At 71.0% G+C, this 21,304-nt stretch carries 21 protein-coding genes; 12 read left to right on the plus strand and 9 right to left on the minus strand.

Annotated features, from left to right (window positions below):
• Positions 1-55 precede the first annotated feature (55 nt).
• From AB0K14_RS02005 to AB0K14_RS02015, 3 genes are read right to left on the minus strand one after another with little or no spacing between them, the layout of a single operon-like run.
• On the minus strand, positions 56-823 hold the full coding sequence (locus AB0K14_RS02005; RefSeq protein WP_360454484.1) for a hypothetical protein: 768 nt from the start codon (positions 821-823) through the stop codon (positions 56-58).
• Positions 820-1,896, minus strand: a complete 1,077-nt coding sequence (gene thiL, locus AB0K14_RS02010; protein ID WP_360454487.1) for a thiamine-phosphate kinase — start codon at positions 1,894-1,896, stop codon at positions 820-822. The genes AB0K14_RS02005 and thiL overlap by 4 nt, the downstream gene beginning before the upstream one ends.
• Before the next feature lie 3 nt (positions 1,897-1,899).
• Positions 1,900-2,817 carry an HIT domain-containing protein gene (locus tag AB0K14_RS02015; RefSeq protein ID WP_360454490.1) on the minus strand — a complete coding sequence of 306 codons (918 nt, stop codon included), beginning with the start codon at positions 2,815-2,817 and terminating at the stop codon, positions 1,900-1,902.
• Positions 2,818-2,861: 44 nt separating this feature from the next.
• On the opposite strand from AB0K14_RS02015, the gene AB0K14_RS02020 reads away from it, so the two are divergent.
• The 6 genes from AB0K14_RS02020 (at position 2,862) to AB0K14_RS02045 (ending at position 6,993) form a co-directional block, all read left to right on the plus strand.
• Positions 2,862-3,158: a nucleoside triphosphate pyrophosphohydrolase gene (locus AB0K14_RS02020; protein WP_360454493.1), complete on the plus strand. Its 297-nt coding sequence runs from the start codon at positions 2,862-2,864 to the stop codon at positions 3,156-3,158.
• 704 nt (positions 3,159-3,862) lie between these two features.
• Positions 3,863-4,402, plus strand: a complete 540-nt coding sequence (locus AB0K14_RS02025; RefSeq protein ID WP_360454496.1) for a SigE family RNA polymerase sigma factor — start codon at positions 3,863-3,865, stop codon at positions 4,400-4,402.
• Positions 4,392-5,246 carry a hypothetical protein gene (locus AB0K14_RS02030; RefSeq protein WP_360454499.1) on the plus strand — a complete coding sequence of 285 codons (855 nt, stop codon included), beginning with the start codon at positions 4,392-4,394 and terminating at the stop codon, positions 5,244-5,246. Before AB0K14_RS02025 ends, AB0K14_RS02030 begins: the two co-directional genes overlap by 11 nt.
• Positions 5,247-5,389: 143 nt before the next feature.
• Positions 5,390-5,809, plus strand: coding sequence for a hypothetical protein (locus AB0K14_RS02035; protein ID WP_360454502.1), 420 nt, complete (start codon positions 5,390-5,392; stop codon positions 5,807-5,809).
• Positions 5,810-6,031: a helix-turn-helix transcriptional regulator gene (locus AB0K14_RS02040; RefSeq protein ID WP_360454505.1), complete on the plus strand. Its 222-nt coding sequence runs from the start codon at positions 5,810-5,812 to the stop codon at positions 6,029-6,031. It abuts the gene before it with no gap.
• Positions 6,031-6,993, plus strand: a complete 963-nt coding sequence (locus AB0K14_RS02045) for an NAD(P)-dependent alcohol dehydrogenase (RefSeq protein WP_360454508.1) — start codon at positions 6,031-6,033, stop codon at positions 6,991-6,993. Before AB0K14_RS02040 ends, AB0K14_RS02045 begins: the two co-directional genes overlap by 1 nt.
• Here AB0K14_RS02045 and AB0K14_RS02050 read toward each other — a convergent pair whose 3' ends face one another.
• Together AB0K14_RS02050 and AB0K14_RS02055 are read right to left on the minus strand one after the other, a co-directional pair.
• Positions 6,994-8,973: a glycosyl hydrolase family 28-related protein gene (locus tag AB0K14_RS02050; protein WP_360454511.1), complete on the minus strand. Its 1,980-nt coding sequence runs from the start codon at positions 8,971-8,973 to the stop codon at positions 6,994-6,996.
• Positions 8,974-9,085: 112 nt separating this feature from the next.
• Positions 9,086-9,907 (minus strand): serine hydrolase domain-containing protein, encoded by an 822-nt coding sequence (locus tag AB0K14_RS02055; protein ID WP_360454514.1) that lies wholly within the window; start codon positions 9,905-9,907, stop codon positions 9,086-9,088.
• A gap of 17 nt (positions 9,908-9,924) precedes the next feature.
• Here AB0K14_RS02055 and AB0K14_RS02060 point away from each other — a divergent pair, with 17 nt between their 5' ends.
• Complete coding sequence (locus tag AB0K14_RS02060; protein WP_360454517.1) at positions 9,925-10,812, plus strand: ribonuclease Z; 888 nt, start codon at positions 9,925-9,927, stop codon at positions 10,810-10,812.
• 3 nt (positions 10,813-10,815) lie between these two features.
• Here the strand turns inward: AB0K14_RS02060 and AB0K14_RS02065 are convergent, their stop codons facing one another.
• A complete protein-coding gene (locus tag AB0K14_RS02065; protein ID WP_360454520.1) occupies positions 10,816-11,670 on the minus strand; it encodes an NAD-dependent epimerase/dehydratase family protein in 855 nt (284 codons plus the stop codon).
• A gap of 117 nt (positions 11,671-11,787) precedes the next feature.
• On the opposite strand from AB0K14_RS02065, the gene AB0K14_RS02070 reads away from it, so the two are divergent.
• Positions 11,788-12,000, plus strand: coding sequence for a hypothetical protein (locus AB0K14_RS02070; RefSeq protein ID WP_360454523.1), 213 nt, complete (start codon positions 11,788-11,790; stop codon positions 11,998-12,000).
• A 150-nt stretch (positions 12,001-12,150) separates the two neighbouring features.
• Positions 12,151-13,581, plus strand: coding sequence for a hypothetical protein (locus AB0K14_RS02075; protein WP_360454526.1), 1,431 nt, complete (start codon positions 12,151-12,153; stop codon positions 13,579-13,581).
• A 15-nt stretch (positions 13,582-13,596) separates the two neighbouring features.
• On the opposite strand, the gene AB0K14_RS02080 is transcribed toward AB0K14_RS02075, so the two are convergent.
• Positions 13,597-14,385: a hypothetical protein gene (locus AB0K14_RS02080; RefSeq protein ID WP_360454529.1), complete on the minus strand. Its 789-nt coding sequence runs from the start codon at positions 14,383-14,385 to the stop codon at positions 13,597-13,599.
• An 83-nt stretch (positions 14,386-14,468) separates the two neighbouring features.
• On the opposite strand from AB0K14_RS02080, the gene AB0K14_RS02085 reads away from it, so the two are divergent.
• From AB0K14_RS02085 to AB0K14_RS02095, 3 genes are all read left to right on the plus strand, one after another.
• The gene (locus AB0K14_RS02085; protein WP_360454532.1) at positions 14,469-15,680 is read left to right on the plus strand and encodes a DNA cytosine methyltransferase; all 1,212 of its coding nucleotides are present in this window, start codon (positions 14,469-14,471) and stop codon (positions 15,678-15,680) included.
• Positions 15,681-16,071: 391 nt separating this feature from the next.
• A complete protein-coding gene (locus AB0K14_RS02090) occupies positions 16,072-17,304 on the plus strand; it encodes a thioester domain-containing protein (RefSeq protein ID WP_360454535.1) in 1,233 nt (410 codons plus the stop codon).
• 206 nt (positions 17,305-17,510) lie between these two features.
• A complete protein-coding gene (locus AB0K14_RS02095) occupies positions 17,511-18,134 on the plus strand; it encodes a putative glycolipid-binding domain-containing protein (protein ID WP_360454538.1) in 624 nt (207 codons plus the stop codon).
• A gap of 136 nt (positions 18,135-18,270) precedes the next feature.
• Here the strand turns inward: AB0K14_RS02095 and AB0K14_RS02100 are convergent, their stop codons facing one another.
• Positions 18,271-19,455, minus strand: coding sequence for a thiolase family protein (locus AB0K14_RS02100; protein WP_360454541.1), 1,185 nt, complete (start codon positions 19,453-19,455; stop codon positions 18,271-18,273).
• A 13-nt stretch (positions 19,456-19,468) separates the two neighbouring features.
• Complete coding sequence (locus tag AB0K14_RS02105; protein ID WP_360454544.1) at positions 19,469-21,262, minus strand: fibronectin type III domain-containing protein; 1,794 nt, start codon at positions 21,260-21,262, stop codon at positions 19,469-19,471.
• Between the last annotated feature and the right edge of the window lie 42 nt (positions 21,263-21,304).

Below are 21,304 nucleotides of genomic sequence, written 5' to 3' on the forward strand. Positions count from 1 at the left end.
TTCCGGTTGTACGTGGCACGTGTGTGGGCGACCACCTCCCTGATACCGGGCTCTGTCATGTGCACTCGAAGTCTTCTCGTCCGATCGCCATGCCGAGGTTGCTCATCTCCTCGAGCAGGTCGCGACGGAGCAGCACGTCGTAACCGTGACTGGCGTCCACACTGATGCAGCCGACGAACCTGTTGCGGCCGTTCCTGATCGGCGTCGCGAACACCGCGCCGCGGTGCTTGACGACTTCGAACGTCTTCCATGTCAAGTTCATCACCGACGCCGGACCGTGCTGCGAGACGAAACTGTCGAACGTCGCCTCGTCGGTCAGCCGCGCGGCCAACGGCTCCACGTCGAAGTCGACCTCGCGGTCGTACAACCAGCACAGACCCACCACGCCGACTCCCTTGCGGGGGGAGAAGCTCCGCGTCGTCGGGTAGGAGGCCATGCGGTAGGTGGCGACCCGTTTCAGCACGCCCTGCACGGGATGGCGGAGAGTCCTGCGCTTGCGCCAGATGTGCAGTGCCAGGTCACCAGTGGCCAACGGCGGCTGCACTTGCCCTCCAATGTCGAGCAGCCTCCCGAAGGTCGACAGGACGCGCCTGCGCATCGTCACGTTGCGGTCGGCCAATGACCGCGTCTGCCAACCCTCGAACGGCGTGAGCGCGCCGAAGGCGCCTGCCACGCCCAAGAGGACCAACATCAGGTACGACCGGTCGTGCAGGATCGCGTCCCAGATCTCCTTGGACGGCACGTTGTACGTCTTCCCGGCGAGCAACAACGTCGTGACCAGCAGCAAGGACTTGTCGATCGCCTTGGCCGTCGTGCGCCTCATGCCCTGCGGTCACCCGGTTCGTCCGACACGTGACGCCACGCCCTGCCGGGTAGTGGTGTCATCGTGCCGTCCCTGCGGACGAGCACGACTCCCGCGTCCTGCTGCACAACGCCGATCCGGTGAAAGTCGAGCCGCTCGGCGAGCCCTTCGACCTCCGCTCGCGCAACGGTGAAGACGAGCTCGAAGTCGACCGAGTCACCCATCACGACGCCCAGGGGGTCGAGGTCGAGGTGCTCGGCCACGGCCGCCACCGCTTCGGGGATCGGCAGGTCTCGTTCTTGCACGGTGATGCCCACCCCGCTCGCCGATGCGATCGACTCCAGCGTGGCCTTCAGCCCGTCCGACGTGTCCTGACAGCTCGTCACCACACCGCTGGCACGCAGCGCCCGCCCCTCGCGGACCCGTGCGTGCGGACGTTTCCAGTTGGCCAGCATCGTGGCGAGGTGCTGCTCGTCTATGACGTCGTCCGGCTTGTCGGCGCGGAGGTAGGCCATCGCCGCCCCCGCGAGGCCTGTGGGCGAGGTGAGGCATACGACGTCGCCGGGTTTCGCCCCTGACCGCAATAGGGATCCGCCACCAGGGCAGACGCCCAGTGCGGCGGCTGAGAGGATGAGTCGCTCGGCACCGCCGATGTCGCCGCCGACGTTGAGGCAGTCGAAGCGGGAGCAGGCGTCGCGGATTCCTCGCATGACGCGCTCGAAGAGGTCGTCCGTCATGTCCGGCGGGTAGCGCACAACAGACAGGACGCCGATCGGGGTGGCGCCCATGGCGGCGATGTCGCTGACGTTCGCGGCCACCAAGTAGTGCCCGAGGTCGTACTCGTCGAGGTATCCCATTTCGTACAAGCGGAACTTGGGTCCCCGAACGTAGTCCGAGCCGACCACCAAGTCGTGGTCGCCGCTGAGCCTGAACACAGCGCAGTCGTCCTGCGCGTCGGCGCCAGCGATCAGGTCGACTGCACCCCCTTCCGGCCACCTGACGGGAGCAAATTCACCGACCTGATCGCCGAAGATTCGGACGATCGTGTTGGCCAACCGCGTCGGTTCGTCCGAGAACACCGGTTTGGTGGACATGTGTCACGCTCCCGGATCCGGACGGACGTAGCTGAGCCGGTCGGACCAGTGTTCGACCATCCGCATCGTCGAACGCAGGTCGTCTTTACGCATAACGACCGCGTAGTCCCATTCGGGATCTTCGATCGAGAGGACGGCGCCAGCCACCGAGCGCAGGTACTGGCGCTTTTGCTGTGCGGTCGGTAGGTAGACGCGGCAGCGTCCGTTGAACAAGCGCAAGAAGTAGCTCGACCCCGGCCAGGGGTCTTGCGCCAGTTCGCTGATGGAGTTCAGGTCTTGGTAGGCCAAGCCGTCTCGGAGCAGGAGGTCGTCTACCGCATTGCCGTCCACTGGCAGCAAGTGCAGGTGTGCGTGGGTGATGCATGCGTGGTCCTCTTGGCCCGGCCCGGATCCGTGCTCCATGACCAGCGGCTGTCGGAAAGTTTCCGCATAGATTTCGACTATGTTATCCACCAAGTCCTCTGTCTCGCCTGGGTGTGCGGTCAGCACTTGGGCGAAGGAAAGGTAGTGCTTCTTTGGGAGCAGCAGCAGGTGGCCGGCGGTGAGGGGCGACATGTCCGCCAAGAGTTCGAAGTTCTCGGTTGCATACACACGTCGCGATGGTGGATCACCATCGTAGAAACGGTTGAACGCGGTGTCGATGGCGCCGGAGATCTCTTCACAAAAATCCGCGCCCGTGCACTGTGTCGCGCTGGCCATGGCTTCCCCCTGGTCGTCTCCCGCTGGGTGTGGATCGGCTTGGTCTGAATCTTCGCGCATGCTAGGGGTGAGCCGCGTGGTTCGGGCCGAGTTTAGCTCGAAGGTACCAATGTGTATGTCCGCAATTGTGCGGGTCGCAATGTCGATCAGCGGTGTTCGGAACGTCTCGGATTCCTCGGCGAGGTGGATTTCTGCTCGAGCGAAGGCTGAGTCGCAGTTCATCGCACCCGTTAAGCTGCGATCCTGTGGACCCTAACGGCAAGCTCGTGCGCGGCTTGGTGCCCGATCTCATCCGAGTCGGGGGCGGCGACCCTGTGGTCCGCCGCGCCACTCCCGGCGAGTACCGGGAGAGACTGCTCGCGAAGCTGGTCGAGGAAGCGGTTGAAGCCGCGGGGGCCGTCGGTGACGACCTGGTCGAGGAGTTGGCCGACATGCTGGAGGTGGTGCACGCCATCACCGCGCACCACGGCGTCCCGTTCGATCGGATCGAGGGGACGCGCGTCCGCAAGGCTGTCGAACGCGGTGGCTTCGCGGGCGGCGTTGTCTGGCTAGGGAATCGCTAGCCGGCGGACACCATCGCCAGTTGGCGCCGAAGCCCGATCTTCGGCAACACCCGCTGGCGTCTCGATCGCTTGAGGTCATTGAACATGCGCTTGGGCGGTTGGCAGGTCACTGAAGACGTCGACGACTTCCCACCCGGACCGGGGACTGTCTTGCGCTCGCACCTCGCCCTGCGCGCCATGCTGTTGGCGTTGGTCGAGAGGTTGCGGACGGGTTGGGTGGAGGAAGCGACCCTGTTCGGCTGGCTGAAACGCGGGCCGAGGTTCGTGGTTTCTTCTACCGCCAGCCGACCCGTCGGGTGAGTGTGAGCCTCCCCGACGCCGAACGCACCGGCAGCCTCTTTGCCCACCTGGCGAGAATGCTGCCTCGATGTCATCTGCGTCACGGCGATGCACGACACCGCGTCTGCTGAGGCGTGGCAGCGGAGCACGGGTGCGGTGGCAGCGCCGGGGTGCGGGTCCGCCATCATCCGCCCGTAGTCACACGGGCGCCGTCACGGTCGACGTGAGCCGGGCCGCGCTCTCCGGCGGTGCGATGGCCCCAACCGGCAACGCCTCCTACCGGCGCATCGGGTACGTCCGGATCGCGAACTTCGCCGGCTGGAAGTTCCAGTAGCGGTGCCAGCGGGCTGCTGATGCCAACCGCCGACTCGAAAATTCCGGCCGGCGTGACAACCCGGTCGGGCGGGAAGACGTTCATCCTGGTTGTGTTCTTCAGACGGAGTACCGGCGGGCTGCCCGACGCCCGCTTCGAGCAGTTCGTGCGCGCACAGTCGCCCGGCCTGCTGCGCCTGGCGTTCCTGCTGGTCAACGATCGCGGGCACGCCGAGGACCTGCTGCAGACGGCACTGCTGAGAACGGCGCTGCGCTGGCACCGGGTGCTGGAGCACCCCGAGGCGTACGCACGGCAGGTGCTGGTCAACCTCGCGCGGGATCGGTGGCGGTGGGTGAAGCGGCGCGTCGCCGAACAGCCGTTGAACGACCTGGTGGCGCCGCCCGACCCGGGTGATCACGCCCGGGGCGTGGTGGACCGGCAAGCCGTGCGGCAGGCCGTGGCGGCGTTGCCGCAGCGGCAGCGCGAGGTCGTCGTGCTGCGGTTCTTCGCCGACCTCTCCGTCGCGGAGACCGCGCGGACGATGGGCATCACCGAAGGAACGGTGAAGTCCCAGACCCACCGGGCGCTCTCACTGCTGCGGCAGTCGCTCGACGACGCCGAGACCTTCCAGGAGGCCAACGATGTCCACTGACGACCGGCTCGACGACACCTTCGTGCACGAGTTGCGCACCGCACTGCGGTCGGGCGAGGAGGAGGTGCCGGCCACCCTGCTGCCGTCGCTGGCCAAGCGCTACGGCCGCCGCATCGCCCTCCGGCGGGCAGGGCTCACCGCGGTGCCGGTCGTGCTCGCGCTGACGGTCGGGGTCGTGGGCCTGCGGCCGGGATCGGCCCCGCCGGACGCCGGTCAAGCGTCGTCGTCCTCAGCCCCGGTGCCGAACGTCGACATCACGCTGGTGGCGCGCGAGGTCACGACCGCGCTCGACGGCGTGGACGGCTGGGTCGTGCACAGGACCACGACCGAGGAGTCCGGCAAGTACGGCAAGCCGGGCAGGCCCGCCGTCTACGACAACCACAGCCTCGGCGACGGCACCGCGTTCCGGTCGTCGGTCCTGGTGGGCGGCAAGCCCGTCATGGACACGAGCATCGAGCCCGACGGCGCCACCACCTCGGTCGACCACGTGAACCGGACGTGGCGGCGCACGCCGGGGTACCACTCGCCGGGCGAGGCCGTGGCGGACACCGACGTGTTGACCCCCACGCAGATCAAGCGCGCGCTCGCCGACGGACGCCTGCGCGTGGTCGCCCAGGGTGAGTCCGTCAACGGCAAGCCGACCGTCCACCTGGAGGGTGACCTGGGTCTGAAGGCCACGCCGCCCGTCGGGCTCTGGGTCGACGTCGACACGTGGCTCCCGGTGCGGCAGCAGCACCTGCAGGACGGCGCCCCGCCGGCCGACCTGGAGTGGTTGCCGCCGACCCCGGAGAACCTGGGCAAGCTCCTCGCCCCCGTCCCGGACGGGTTCACCGAAGCGCGGTGAGCGCGATCGCCCCGCAGCGCCAGGGCGGTGCCGCGCCCCACCGGTGATCGCGCCCCTGCCGGGCAATGTCAAAGATGCTTGACATCATGTCAAGCAAGGCAGACACTGGCCATGTCAAGTTTCCTTTACATGGGGCGGGCGCGATGTCGTACGAGGAGAGAGGAACCCTGGTGTACCTGGTGGTCAGCGTGCTGACCTACCTCGGGTACGCCGCGGTCGTCCTGGGGCGGGCGGGTGACCGGCCGTTGGTCGAGGTGTCCTACGTGGCGCCCATGTTGTGGGCGATCGGCGTCTCCATCGCGCTGTCGATCACCAGTCGGATCGCGATGGAGGTCGCCAAGCCCAGCGGCAGCTACAAGGCCGACGCCCGCGACCGCGACATCAACCGGTTCGGGGAGCACGTGGCCGGGATCGGGCTCGGCGCGGGCATGGTGCTGCCGCTGGTGTTGGCGCTGGTGGAGGCGCCGCACTTCTGGATCGCCAACGCGATCTACGCCGTGTTCACCGCGTGGGCCGTGTTCGGGGCGGCGGTCAAGCTGGTCGCGTACCGGCGGGGGTTCTGAGTGGGCAAGCCGACCAGGATCACCAACTCGATCCGAGCACTCCGCTTCGCGCACGGCGAGATGACGCAGGCCGAGCTGGCCCGCCGCATCGACGTCACGCGCCAGACCGTCATCGCCATCGAGCAGGGCCGCTACTCGCCCTCGCTGGAGATGGCGTTCCAGATCGCCCGCGTGTTCCGAGTCCCGCTCGGCGACGTGTTCCAGTACCCGGAGGAAGACTGATGAGAGCCATCACCCAGGACGCGTACGGCGCGCTCGAAGAAGTGCTGCGGCTCGACGACATCGACAAGCCGCCGGTCGGGGACGGTGAGGTGCTGATCCGCATCCAGGCCGCCGCCGTCTCCGGCTCCGACTGGCACATCCTGCGCGGCCTGCCCTACGCGGCACGGCCGGTGGTCGGTCTGCGACGTCCGCGCAACAGGGTGCCCGGGCTGGAGCTGGCCGGCACGGTCGAGGCGGTCGGCCGGGGCGTGACCGGCGCGAAGGTCGGTGATGAGGTGTTCGGGTGGTGCTCCGGCGCGTTCTGCGAGTACGCCGTCGTGCCCGAGGGCCAGGTGACGGCGAAGCCCGCCAACATCACCCCGGAACAGGCGGCGGCGGTGCCGATCGCCGGGTTCACCGCGTTGCAGGCGGTCCGGGACGCGGGTCGGGTCCGCGCCGCGCAGAAGGTGCTGGTCACCGGCGCTTCGGGGTGCGTCGGGGTGTACGCCGTGCAACTCGCCAAGCATTACGGCGCGGAGGTGACCGCGGTGTGCAGCGCGGCGAAGGCGGACCTGGTCACGGGGCTCGGGGCGGACCACGTGCTGGACTACGCGGCCGGGCCGTTGGCGGGCAGCGGGTTCGACGTGGTGGTCGACCTCTACGGCAACCCGTCGCTGCGCACCCTCAAGCGGCTGTTGAAGCCGGGTGGGACGGCCGTGCTCGCCGGCGGCACGGGCGGGCGGTGGTTGATGGGCATGGACCGGTGGGTCCGCGGGCTGGTCGCGGCGCCGTTCCTCGGCATCAAGGTGCGCCCGCTGGTGCACAAGGACCGCTTGGACGACCTCGTGCTGCTGCGCGAGCTCATCGAGGCGGGCGAGGTCACACCGGCGCTGGACCGCACTTACCCCCTGGCCGAGGCCGCCGCCGCGATCGAGGACGTGCGGCGCGGCCGGGTGCGCGGCCACGCCGTCGTCACGCCCTAGTCACCACCGCGACGGCGCGGGCGGCGGCACGACCGGTGGCCGGTCGTCGCAGGTGATCGTGTTCGGCAGCAGCCACGGCGCGAGCCAGCCGTCGTTGCCGCCGCGGTCGGTCAGGGCGAACTCCGAGCCGGTGGCCGGGAAGTGGAACGCGCCGCAGTTGTTCACCGGCACCGCGCCGACGTTGCGGGCGTCCACGTTCTCGAACGTCGCCGACCCGGCCGAACGGGCGCTCACCACCGACGTGCCCGTTCCGTCGACCCGGACGTCCTGGAAGTGCACGTTGGTGATCGAGTGCAGGTCCTTCACCGACCACTCGCTCACCATCATGATCGCGTTGTAGGTGTTGTCCAGGAAGTGGTTGCCCACGACCCGGACGTCGGCGTCGATGTCGCGTTCCAACGCGTAGAACCAGATCGCGCCGAGCCCGATGTTCCAGTTCAGCTCGTGCGTGCCGGCCCGGACGGTGGTGTTGTCGGTGATCCGGACCGACCCGGTGAACGGCTGGGCCCCGAACCGCGAGCCGAGCTGGATGCCGCTGCCCTCGCGCACCGGGTCGGCGATCAGGTTGCCCACCACGGCGTTGTCCGTGCCGCCGTACAGCGCGATCCCGTTGGCCAGCACGGGTGACTGCACGGTGTTGCGCTCGAACCGGTTGCGGGCGTTCTGCCGGTGCTCCGACCACATGGCCAGGCCGTCGTCACCGGTGTTGCGGATGAAGTTGTTGCGCACCAGGGAATCCGTGACACCGGTGTGGAAGTTGAGCGCGTCGGCGACCTGGTCGACCACGATGTTGTCGGTGACCGAGACGTTCGACATCGGACCGTCGAACCACAGCCCCACCTTGGTGTGGCGCAGGTGCAGGCCTCGGATGGTGGAGTCGCTGAGGGCACCGCCGATCCCGTTGACCTGGTCGGTGTCGATGCGCTCGCGCACGTCGCCCTCGATCGCGAACCCGCGCAGGTGCACGTTGCGGCTGCCGCCGGCCTCGGCGGGCTTGCCGTAGAAGCCCACTCCGGTGTGGACGGAGCCGTCGGGCGCGGGCTCGGGGAGGGTGACTTCCCGGCCCTTGAACACGGTGTGCCAGTTGCCCGCGCCCTCGATCGTGACGTCGTCCACGACGATGTGACGGTCGACCCGGAACGTGCCCGGCGGCACGTACACCGGGAGCCGGTGCCGCTTGGCGAACGCGATGGCGCGGTCGAGCGCGGCGGCCGAGTCGCGCCTGCCGGTCGGGTCCGCGCCGAACAGCAGCACGTTCGCGGCCACCGGGTGCACGCGCGGCGCGGGCACCAGCTCGGAGTCCAGCAGGTCGATCACGGTCCACGCGGCGTTCGTGCCGACGGGCGCGGTGAGCCGGACGCGGTCGCCCGCGCGGTGCGTCCTGTCCAGCTTCAGGCGCTGCTCGTCGTAGAAGTGGCTGGGGCGGAACGGCTTGCGGATGACGGGCGCGGGCGAGGTCTGCGACGGCACGCACGCGCACTCGGTGATCCACCAGTCCGGGTGCGGCAGGTCGGCGTCCGGGTCGTTGGTGAACGGGTACTGGTTGTACAGCCACGCGTACTGCGAGGTGAGCGTCATCGTCCTGCGGTGCTCGCCGTTCACCGCCACGTCGAGCGGTGCGGTGATCCCGCCGCCGGTCGGCGCGTCCGGGATGCTGTACCGCACGGTGATCGCGTCGGCGGCCTTCGGCAGGGTGAACTCGACGTGCTCGCCGGGCAGCAGCCGGACGGCCTGACGTCCGGACGCCTCGGACGGCAACGTGTACGCCGTGCGGTCGGGCCCGATGACCGTGCCGGTCGTGGTGGCGTGCTCCGCCTCCTGTTCCACGAACGCGACGTCCGCGCCCCGGCCCGCGACGAGCGCCGGGTCGAGCGCCGCCCTGGTGACGACGGGTGCGGGCACGGCCTGGGCCGCGGGCGTCACGAGCCCGGCCGCCACCACCGCCGCGACCAAGCCGAACCTCACGGACGTCCGCGGCATCGGGGTCTCGTTTCTCTCGCGCAGGCAGGGCGACGCGACCCTAAGCGGGTTGTGCTCTGCATCACAAGAGTTTGTCGAGGAATTGCGCGAATCAGTCGACTAGTTGCAGCGCCTACCGGGTGCGGCCCAGCTCCGCCAGCACGCCGTCGGTGAACACCGGCCACGCCGCGGCGGCCCACTCGCCGAAGTTCCGGTCGGTCAGCGCCACGCACGCCACACCGGCGTCCGGGTCCACCCACAGGAACGTGCCGCTCTGCCCGAAGTGCCCGACCGTGCGCGGCGAACTGGCCGACCCCGTCCAGTGCGGCGACTTCGCCGCCCGGACCTCGAACCCGAGGCCCCAGTCGTTCTCCTTCTGCAGCCCGAACCCGGGCAGCACGCCGCGCAGCCCCGGGAACGCCACCGTCGTCGCCTCGGTCACCAGCTCGGCCGACACCAGCTTCGGCGCCTGCACCTCCGCCGCGAACCGCACCAGGTCCGACACCGTGGACACCGCGCCCGCGCCGGCCGAGCCGGTCAGCTCCGACGACGCCATGCCCAGCGGCTCGAACACCGCCTCCGCCAGGTACCGCGCGAACGGGATCTCCGTGGCCGCCGCCACGAAGTCCGCGAGCACCTGGAACCCGGTGTTGGAGTAGATCCGCTTGGCCCCCGGCGCGGCCTGGACCTCGGCCGAGTCGAACGCCAACCCGGACGTGTGCGCGATCAGGTGCCGCACCGTCGACCCCTCGGGCCCGGCGGGCTGGTCCCACTCGACCGCGCCCTCCTCCACCGCCACCAGCACCGCGTACGACGTCAGCAGCTTGGTCACCGACGCCAGCGGGAACCGGTGGTCGACCGGCCCGTGCGCGCCCAGCACCTCGCCCCGCGCGTCGACCACGGCCGTCGCCGCGGTGTCCACCGGCCACGACGACACGGCCTGCAAGCTCTCCATGCCGCAGACTCTGCCATGTGTCACCCCGAGAGCTGGTCGTGCTCGGCACCGCGAGCCAGGTGCCCACCCGCGCCCGCAACCACAACGGCTACCTGCTGCGCTGGGACGCCGAGGGCTTCCTGTTCGACCCGGGTGACGGCACGCAGCGGCAGATGGTGCGCGCGGGCGTCGCGGTCACCGACGTCACCAGGCTCTTCATCACGCACTTCCACGGCGACCACTGCCTCGGTGTGCCGGGGGTCGTGCAGCGCATGTCCCTCGACCGGGTCCCGCACACCGTGCACGCGCACTTCCCGGCCGAGGGCGCGGAGTACTTCGAACGGCTCCGGCACGCCAGCTCGTTCCACGACGTGGCCGACGTCCGCGCGCACCCGGTCACCGAGCCGGGCGTGCTCGCCGAGGGGCCGTTCGGGCGGGTGGAGGCACGGCGGCTGGACCACACGCTGCCCGCCTTCGGCTACCGCCTGGTCGAGCCGGACGGCCGCACGATGCTCCCCGAGCGGCTGGCCGCCCGCGGCATCCGCGGCCCGGCGATCCGCGCGCTCCGGCCGCCGCTGCTGGACGAGGTGAGCGTGCCGCGCCGGGGCCAGCGGTTCGCGTTCGTCATGGACACCCGCCTGTGCGACGGGGTGTTCGAACTGGCCGACGGCGCCGACCTGCTGGTCATCGAGTCGACCTACCTGCACGTCGACGAGCCGCTCGCGGTGGAGCACGGCCACCTCACCGCCCGCCAGGCGGCGACCGTCGCGGCCCAGTGCGGCGTGCGCAAGCTCGTCCTCACCCACTTCTCGCAGCGCTACACCGACCCCCGCCTGTTCCACGACGAGGCCGCCGAGGTGTTCGACGGCGAGGTCGTGGTGGCCGCCGACCTGGACCGGGTGCCGCTGCCGCGGCGGCGGGCGTGACGCTCAGGTCCGATGTGGACCCTCGGCCGCCCACTGGTCGCGGACCAGGTCGTCGAGGTCGGAGCAGGTCGGCGCCCAGCCCAGCGCGCGCAGCCGGGTCGTGTCCGCGCGCAGCTCGCGCACCTCGCCGGGGTGCGCGGGCCGCCGCACGACCGGCACCGGCCGGCCGGTCACCCGTGCCGCGGCGGCCAGCACGTCGGCCACGCTCGCGGGCGTCGCGCCCACGTTGAGCACCGCGTACTCCGGCCCCTCGCACTCCACGGCGGTCACGAACGCCCGCGCCACGTCCCGCACGTGCACGAAGTCCCGCACCGCCGACCCGTCGCCGAGCACCTCCACCGACGGCAGCCGCCCGGCCGCCACCGCGCACACCTTGGTGATCAGGCGCGTGTCGTCCACGTCCCCGCCGCCGGCGACGTTGAACAGCCGCAGCACCACCCCGCTCACCCGACCGGCGGCGGCGGCCCACGCCAGCACGTCCTCGGCGGCGGCCTTGGAGGAGGCGTAGGGGTTGGTCGGCGCACGGGGGCAGTCCTCGGTGATTGCCGCCGCCCCGGACACGGCGGCCCCGTACACGCCCGCCGTGGACGCCAGCACGAACCGCGGCGGCGGCGACCGCAGCAGGTTCACCGTGCCGCCCACGTTGACGTCGTAGTACCGGACCGGGTCGTCGAACGACTCGCGCACCCGCGCCAGGCCCGCCAGGTGCACGACCGCGTCGACGTCGCCGAGGCCGCCGAGCCCGTCGGGCGAGCGGACATCACCCGAAAAGGGGATGGGGGAGTGACCGGCGGCGGAGAGCTCGGCGAGAACCGCCCGTCCGACGTACCCGCTGGATCCGGTGACCAGAACGCGCATGGCCACATCCCAGCACGTCCGCCGCTCGGCAGGGGGTCCGGAACTCGGTGCAAATTCACCCTAAAGGTGGGGACCGGTGGGGCCGATACAACCCAAGTGAGTTACCCGCATCCAGCCATGCACACGAGCATCGAGGGCGTTCTCGCCGAGCACGCCGTGCACGAGGCCAAGCGGCAGCGCTTCCTGGAGACCGCCGCCGCGATCGTGGCCGCCGCGCCACCGTCGGTGGACGACACGCTGCTCGGCCTGCTGCTCCCGTTCCCCAAGGCCAAGGGTCCGCGTGCTTTCCTGAACCGGGTTGACCAGGTACTTCGCCACGCCGCTCGATGATCTCGCGCAACCGTCCCCGATCCCATCGGCAAGTTTCATCCGGTCGTTGCCGGACCGTGCTGGGCCGATCCCATCGCCTGCCTCTACAGTGCGTGACACCCGGCGCTCGCCGGTTGTCTCGTCTGCTTCTCATAAAGCGAGTTCTCGGCGATGGATCACGTCCTTTCCGCGCTTCAAGCGCGCCTCGGAAACCTGTTCGGCGACCGGTTGGTCGTGCTCGCGGGCGGCACTCGGCTGAGTAGTCGCGCGGGCGAGCTCCACCAGCTCGGTGCCCGCCACACGCTCGTGCTGTCGACGGACGACCACGCGCCGCTGCACGACTCGGAAGTGGCCCGCTGGGTGCCGCTGGGCATCGCGGGCGGCTTCGTCGCGGTCGAGCAGAACCGGCTCACCAAGCTGCTCACCTCGCCCAACCGCGAGGTCCGCGAGGTGCTGGCGGACTTCGACCCGCACGGCGAGGCGCTGGTGATCAGCACCCCGTACGTGCACACCCCCGAGTTCGCGGGCAGGCCGGTGCTCAACGCCCGCCGCCCCGAATGGGTGGAGTTGGAGAACAAGACGACGATCGACGGGCTGTGGGACGAGCTGTCCGCGCCGCGTGCGCCCGCCGTCGTGCTGGGCCTGGACTTCGAGGGGCTGTGGGCGGCGACCCGGCGCTTGGACCGCGGCGCGGGCGTCGTCTGGTCCGGCGACGGCCCGGCGATCAACGGCGGCGCGAACTTCGTCCGCCGCGTCCGCGATCGGCAGGAGGCGCAGGACGCCTTCGACGTGCTCGCGCCCAAGTGCGACTTCGTCCGGGTGATGCCGTTCCTGGAGGGCATCCCGGTGAGCGTGCACGGGATCGTGTTCCCGGACGGCACCGCGGTGCTGCGGCCGATCGAGATGGTCGTGCCGCGCCGCGCGGGCCAGGCCCGGTTCCTGTACGCGGGCTGCGCGTCGTACTACGACCCGCCCGGGTGGATCCGCGAGGAGATGCGCAACCTGGCCCGCCGGGTCGGCGAGCGGCTGCGCGAGACGGTCGACTACCGCGGCACGTTCACCCTCGACGGCATCGCGACCGCCGACGGCTTCCTGCCCACCGAGATCAACACCCGCTACGGCGGCGCGATGGTGTGCTTCGAGGACGCCCTCCCGCAGCTGCCGCTGGCGTTGGTCCAGGTCGCGCTGGTCGCCGGGCACGACCTCGGCGTGTCGTCCATCGAGTTCGAGGAGCTGCTGGTCTCCGCCGCCGACGACTACCGGCACGGCTCGGTCGGCGCGAACGTGCGCGCGGTTCACCCGACCGACGTGGTGGAACGCTCGATCGTGTTCACCGAGTGGTCGTGCCGGTTCGCGCACCCCGAGGAGGCGCCGCACGGCGTGCTGCGGCTGCGGCCGTCGCCGCTGGGCGCGCGGCTGGAGCTCGACTTCTACGCCGACCAGCTGCCGCCCGCCCGTCCGGTGGTGGCGTTGACCGTGGCCGCGTTCGCGCTGGCCGACCAGGAGTGGGGCACCGCGCTCGGCCCGCTGGAGCCCGCGGTGCCGGTCGCCGACGACGAGGCCGCCGCGGCGGTCGTGGAGCCGACCGCCGTCACGGCCTGATCGTCGGCGTGATCGTCACCGGGTGATCGTCACGTCTTCCTGGTCGTCACCGTAGGCGGCCAGGAAGGCGTACCGGTACCCCATCAGCTGCAACGTCACCGCGGGCGGCTGGTTGGGCGGGAAGGCGTTGCCCCGGTAGGCGCGCAACAGGTGCGGGTGGCACTGCGCGGTGGCGCGCAGCAGCGCGGGCGTGACCGGCTCGTCGTCCACCAGGTGCAGCACCACCCGCGCGGCCAGCGCCAGCAGCCGCGGCGAGCGGTCCGCGGAGGCGAGCGCCTCGGCCACGTCCACCACGTGCCGCGGCACGACCTCCGGCACCGCGATGGCCAGCGCCATCGAGCACGCCACCTCCGCGCCCGCCAGCGCCTCGAACACCTTCGGCGCGCCCTTGGCCACCTCGTACCGCGTCTGCGTGATCCAGTCCGGTGGGCGGCGGGGCAGCTCGCGCCCGAGCGCGTTCCACCGCCGGCGGGTGCGCTTGCCGTCGTCGGTGAAGCCCGCGCCGGCCAACGCCATCGCGGCCAGCATGAAGATCACCCGATCGCGGCTGTCCGCGGGCACGCGGTAGCTCGCGCCCATCTCGACCAGGAAGGGCACGGCCCAGACGCTGGCCTCGGACACGGTGTCGTCGCCGAGCAGCCGGTCGGCGAGGGCTTCGCAGGCGACCTCCCGGGTCACCCGCTCGCCGTGCACCACGCGCCGCATCAGGTCGTCCACCCCTGACCCGTGTGCCAGCACCGACCAGGGCATGTCCTCCAGTCCACGCAACGGGTCCGGCCGTTGCCACGCAGGTGGGAGCTCCATGGCGGGCAACGTACGCGATCAAGCGCGTGAGTACCGGTGGGATCACTCGCCAGAGGGGGACGACCCCACCGTACGATCGCGCGGTGCGCGGACCCACCTTCAAGGTCGTCGACCTCTTCTCCGGCGCCGGTGGCATGAGCCTCGGCTTCCAAGCGCACCGCGACTTCACCATCGTCGGCGCGGCCGACGCGCAGATCGGCAAGCCGTCGTCCCGGCTGGGCTCCTTGCGCTGCAACGGCATCTACCGGGACAACATCGGCGTCGACCCGTTGCAGGTGGACCTGGGCAGGCTCGACCCGGCCGTGCTGCGGCAGGTGTGGAACCTGCGGCGCGGGGAGTTGGACGTGCTGGTGGCGTGCCCGCCGTGCTCGGGCTTCACCCGGATCGCGCCCGCCAACCACCTGCGTGACGACCCGCGCAACTCGCTGGTCGGCCGCGTCGCCGCGTACGTGGCCGAGTTCCGGCCGCGGGTGCTGGTCCTGGAGAACGCGCGGGAGCTGGTCAAGGGCAAGCAGCGGCACCACCTGGAGGGGTTGGCCGACCAGCTGCTCGAGATCGGGTACGAAGTGGACGCGAGCACCCACATGCTGTCCCGCTTCGGCTTGCCGCAGCTGAGGGAGCGGGCGATGGTCGTGGCGGTCGACGCCGGCGTGCCGCTGCGCACGTTGGAGGACCTGTGGCAGGGCTGGGAGGTCCGGCCGGGCGCGGTGACCGTGCGGCGGGCGATCGGCAAGCTGCCGGCGGTGGAGGCGGGCGAGGCGCACGTGGAGGACGCGATGCACGTGTCGCCGTCGTTCCGCCGTGACCGCTCGCTGGACCGGATGCGGGCCATCCCGGCCGACGGCGGGTCGTGGGGCGACCTGGTCGGCTCACCGGCGGAGCTGCTGCTGAACCCGGCCCAGCGCAAGATCATCGAAGAGGGCAAGTGGGGCTCGCACCCCGACGTCTACGGCCGGCTGTGGTGGGACGAGCCGGCGCGCACGATCAAGCGCGAGTGCGGGCACGTCGGCAACGGGCGCTACTCCCACCCCGAGCAGCACCGGTTGTGCACCGTGCGGGAGATGGCGCTGCTCCAGGGGTTCCCGCGCAGGTTCCGGTTCGACGTCTCGGTGATCGGCAACGCCTACCGCCACCTCGGCGACGCCGTGCCGCCGCTGATCTCGTTCCAGCTCGCGTCGCTGGTGAAGTGGATGCTGACCGGCCGCCCGCCGACCGCCCGCGACCTGTGCCTGCCGGGCACGTCGCTGCGGGTCGGCGACATCCGTCCGGTCGCGCCGTCCGCGTTGGTGGCATAGATCACCGTTTGGCAACGGTGTGGCGTCGAAAGCGGGTCGCCGACTATTACGTGCAATCCACTGTGGACCGTCTGAGCTGCACTGATCGTCCGGCGGCGGGTGGTGGTGTCCGTTTCGGCCGGCGTCGAAGCGAGCGGTCGGAGTCCATTTCCGACGCCCCGTCGACTGCCTTGGATCGTCCATTGTGGACGGTTGAGACGTGTTTCCGCTGCTGGTGATAGGTGATACCCACGGTTGCACCCTTCCTCGATCGAGTGAACGGGATCGGATAGTGTTCGGTCGATTCCTGTCGTTTCGGTGTTGAGCGCTCTGCCAAGTAGCTCCCCGGACGACACGGACCGCCGCCTCGAACCACACCAACGGGCTACCCTCGCGAGCCTCAAGGAGACAAATGGCATCCCGGTTGAGTCCGAAGCGCCTCGGGGCCGCGGTCCTCGGCGCCTCGCTCGCGCTGATGACTGCGGCGCTGCCCGCAGCCGCCGACCCGATCAAGATCATCCCGATCGAGCGCGACGACCCCGACTTCGGCAAGCACCACGAAGAGGGCATCGAGCTCGGCCTCAAGGGTGAGTCGCGCGAGTGGTTCGACGCCAACCTGATCCCGCTGTACGTCATCGAGAACGGCGACAAGACCGTCGTCAAGGCGTACTGCGTGGAGCTGCCGACCCAGCTGCAGAACGGCACGCCGCTGCACGAGGTGCCCTGGAACGAGCACCCGAACGACCGGACCAAGTTCAAGGAGAACGCGGCGAAGGTCAACTGGATCCTGCACAACAGCTACCCGCTGCTGGAGTCCGACGCGCTGTCGGAGGCGACCGGCCGCGACATCGACAACCGTGAGGCCATCGCCGCCACGCAGGCCGCGATCTGGCACTTCACCGACGGTGCGAGCCTGAAGGACGACCCGACCAAGGACTCGAACCCCGAGGTCGACGCCGACGTCAAGGCCGTCTACGCCTACCTGACCGGCGAGAAGAACACGGGCATCGAGCAGCAGCCCGCGCCGACGCTGAAGGTCGACCCGAAGGAGCTGTCCGGCAAGGCCGGCGAGCTGATCGGGCCGTTCACCGTCTCCACCACGGCCGACAAGGTCATGCTGGAGGCCGACCTGCCGGAGGGCGTCACGCTCACCGACAAGGACGGCACCGAGCTGCCCACCGCCACCGAGGGTGACATGGGCGCCCAGGCGGTCGAGACCAAGACCGCCGACGTGTACGTCAAGGTCGCCGCGGGCACCGAGCCCGGCGAGGTGGAGTTCTCCGTCAAGGCGAACGCCCAGCTGCAGCACGGCCGGCTGTTCGTGTCGGTCGACAGCAGCAAGAAGACCCAGTCGCTGATCATCGCCAAGCCGTCCGAGGTCAAGGTCGAGGCCGACGCGAAGGCGAAGTGGGTCGAGGGTGCGGTCGTGACCACGACCACCACCGCCGCCCCCACGACCACCACCACGACGACCACCACCACCGTGGCGCCGACCACGACCACCACGGTCGCGGCCGGTGGCGGCACTGACGACGACCTGGCCAACACCGGTGCGTCCATCTTCGTGCCGCTGCTGATCGGCCTCGGCCTGCTGGGTGCGGGTGCCGGCGCGCTGCTGTACCTGCGTCGCAAGCGCACCGCCTGACATCTGGTCTGAGCTCCACCCGAACGGCCCTCTGGGACTCCCAGGGGGCCGTTCGGGCGTGCTGGGGGTTACTCGCGCCGGTGGCCGCTGGGGGTGGGGGATCGATTCGGGTAGCCTTCGTCAGGAGTGCGAAGGAGCACGATGAGCTTCGACCAGACCAGCGACAGGGCGGCCGAGCAGGCCGACGACATCCTTCCGGGTGGAGAGTGAACTCGTTCAACACGGCTGAGCGGGCGAACCCGTCCGGCGAGACCCGTTCCGCCGCCGCGCAGATGGTGACCTGGCAGGGCTACGACGTGCCCAGGCTGGAGCAGGTGCGCTTCCTGCTCTCGGAGCGCAAGCTGCGAGCCTCGGGCCGTTTGGTGACCGCCGGTCCGGCCGAGCAGTTCAGCGGGTCGTTCGAGGTGTCGGTCGGTGAGACCGGTGCCGTCACCCGGCTGCTGCTGCGCACGGCCACGGTGTCGGAGGAGCGGCAGATCTCGGTCAGCCGTTCGTCGGAGGGCATCTGGCTGGTCGACGCGGGCCAGGGCGCGGAGCGGGCCGACTTCGAGGGTGCGGTGGACGTGGACGTGCAGTTCGCGGTCCTGTTCAACGCCATCCCGATCCGCAGGCTCAACCTCCAGCAGGAGGAGGGCGAGCACGAGATCCCGGTCGTCTACGTGACCCTGCCGGACCTGTCGGTCCAACTGGTGCGCCAGCGCTACCGCACGGTCTCGATCGGCGAGGACCGCTCGGTGGTCTCGTTCACGCACGGTGAGTTCGAACAGGACATCACCGTCGACCGGACCGGCCTGGTGGTCGACTACCCCCGCATCGCCTACCGCATCTGAACCCCACAACGGCGCGAAGCCCTGGCTCCCGCCGTCCGACGGGCCCACCAGGGCTCACTTCCTCGGTCGAGCGACCTCGGCTGGGACCAAACCTAGCGCGCCGATCCCGGCCGCGCTGTCGCTCGATCGGGCGGTCTCACACCCGGACGGCGATCGCCATGCCCTGGCCGACCCCGACGCACGCCGCCGCGACGCCCAGACCGCCGCCGCGGGCGCGCAGGTGCCGGCACAGGTCGATGATCACCCGCGGGAAGGACGCGCCGAGCGGGTGGCCGTACGCGATCGCGCCGCCGTGCACGTTCACCTTCTCCCGGTCCACCTCGGGCAGGTGGTGGAGCACCGACAGCGCCATCGCCGCGAACGCCTCGTTGATCTCCCACAGGTCGACCTGCCCGGCCTCGATCCGCAACCGGTCGAGCAGCTTGCGGACCGCCGACACCGGGGCCAGGGTGAACCGCTGCGGCTCCTCCGCCGTCACGGCGGACCCCAGGAACTCACCCAACGGCGTGATCCCCAACGAGGACGCCGTCTCCTCCGACCCCATCAGCACCGCCGCCGCACCGTCGCTCAACGGCGACGAGTTGCCCGCCGTCACCGGCCCGCTGTCCGAGAACGCCGACTTCAGCTTGGCCAACTTGTCCGCCGACGTCTCCGGCCGCACGGACTCGTCCCGCCGCACCGGCGCGCCGTCCCGCAGCTGCACGGGGAACGCGAACCCGTCGTGCACCCCCGCGTCCCAGGCCGCCGACGCCCGCCGGTGCGACCGCAGCGCGAACAGGTCCATCTGCTCCCGCGTGATGCCCAACGCCACCGCGACGTCCTCCGCCGCACGTCCCAGCGGCACGGTCCACTCGGCCTTCATCCTGGGGTTCACCAGCCGCCACCCCAGCGCCGTGGACACCGACTCCAGCCGGTCGGCGAACGGCCGGTCCGGCCGCGGCACGACGAACGGCGCCCGCGTCATCCCCTCCACCCCGCCGGCCACCAGCAGCGAGGCGTCACCCAGCGCCAACGCGCGCGCCGCCTGCACGATCGCCTCACCACCCGACGCGCACAGCCGGTTCACCGCCACCCCCGGCACCGACGTCGGGAGCCCGGCCAGCAGCGCGGCCATCCGCCCGATGTTCCGGTTCTCCTCGCCCGCACCGTTGGTGTTGCCCAGCAGCACGTCGTCGATCGACGCGGGGTCGAGGTCGGGATGGCGTCGCAGCAGTTCCACGATGGGCAGCGCGGCCAGGTCGTCCACGCGCACACCGGACAGCCCACCGCGGTAGCGGCCGAACGGCGTGCGGGCGGCGTCGAGGATGAGGGGGCGCGACATGCACCCCATCTTCTCACCGGCCGACGAAGAACGGGATGTAAGCCGAGGTGGGGCGGGTCTCACCGGACGTGCCGAACAGCCGCACCTCGATCATGTGCGGCCCGATCGACATGTCGCCGGTGTTCAGCGCGAACCGGTACCGCCCGGCGACACCGGGCCCGCCGGACGCGGTCGGCACGACGGCCACCCGCTCGTCGTCCACCCGCACGCTGAACCCGGCCAGCCCCGCCAACGCCACCCCGGGCCGCCCCTCCAGCAGCAGGTCGAACACCATCCGGCCGCGCTGCACCGCGGCACCCTCGGGCACGGTCTGGCCGCTGGCGTCGAGCACGGTGCCGTTCACCCTGGCCAGCTCCAGCTCCCGCCCGTGCAACGGCGCCTTCTCCGTGCTCGGCGGCGTGCCCGGGAACGACCCGCTCAGCTCCAGGTCCACGTGCGTGGCCTGCACCCGCAACCCGGTCACCAGCGTGACCGCCAACTTCCGCGACGACGTCACCCGCAACGCCTCCACCGGCAGGTCCGCCACCACCGGGTAGGCCACGCCCGCCCGCCACGGCGCACCGGCCGGCGCGGGCCGCAGCGGCACCACCACACCCGCCACCGACACGCTGAACGACGGCGCTTCCGGTGACGCGTCGGTGTGCAGCAACGCCATCCGCAGCTGGCCGCCCGTCACGCCGGGCCACGCCTCCAGCGGCCCGGCGTCGGGCGGTTCGACCGCCACCGCGACCTCCACCTCCGGCCCCGGCACCCACGCGGGCGCCACGGCCGGCGCCGCGTCGAACGCGACCAGGCTGACGGCCGCGCGCTGCCCGGTCGGACCGGCGACCGACACCAGCGCCGTCGCCTCACGCCACGCGGGCACCGCCGGGCTGGTCGCGACCACGTCGCCGTCGAACAGCACCCGTGCGCCGTCACGCCGCAGCACCAGTTCCCACCGGTGGCTGATGCCGGTCTCCAGCGCGGGCACCGCGCGCACCACCTCCGTCGGCGTCCCGGCGGGCACGACGACCTGCACGGACGTCGTCCCGGCACCGGTCGCGACCCGGAGCCGCACCGCGTCCGGCGGCAGCGCGTCGCCGCTGACCAGCGACACCGGTCCCGGCACGAGGTCGAGCACCAGTTCGCCGTCACCGCCGGGCGCGTCGGTCTCCACCACGAACCGGCCCAGCTCGTCGGCGTCGCGCAGCACGAACGGCGTCCGCGACCGCAACGTCGCCGGAGCCGCCGCGCAGTTGCTGCTGAGCACCAACCGCCGCCCGTCGTCGCCCTGACCCGGCGTGGCGCGGGCGCAGTTGCCCCGTGACGCCAACCGCCACCGGGTCGGGTCGGGCGCGTCGGGCTGGTCGAACCGGTCCTCCAGGGCGTAGTCGCCGGAGGGGAGCGCGTGCGGCGTCCCGGTGGCCTTCGCGGGCGCGGAACGCTGCCCGAACGCGTCCACGGCGTACACCGCGACCTCGTACATGCGTTCGTCCTCAAGCCCGTCGATCTGGGTCACCGGCTCGGTGATCAACCGGGAGTGGTCGTCGCCCCACCGCACCTCGTAGCCGGGCGCGTCACCACTCCAGCGCAGCTGCAACCGCCGGGGACCGGACGTCACCCTCAACCCTTGCGGCGGCTCGGGCAGCGGACCGGCGGTCGGCACGAGCACGCCCTCCGCGGCGTACGGGGCGAGGGACGTCGGCGGCGGCGCGGACACGCTGGTGGCGGTGACGGGGTCGCCGACGCCCGCGGTCCGCATCACCGCGACCGCACCGGCGAACAGCACCGCACCGGCGGCGATCAGGGCGATCCGGCGACGTTCCATGGCGTCAAGCTAGGTGGCGCGGTGATGGAGGTCACTACGTCG

The organism is Actinosynnema sp. NPDC050801 (genome assembly GCF_040673975.1).
Taxonomy (GTDB): domain Bacteria; phylum Actinomycetota; class Actinomycetes; order Mycobacteriales; family Pseudonocardiaceae; genus Actinosynnema.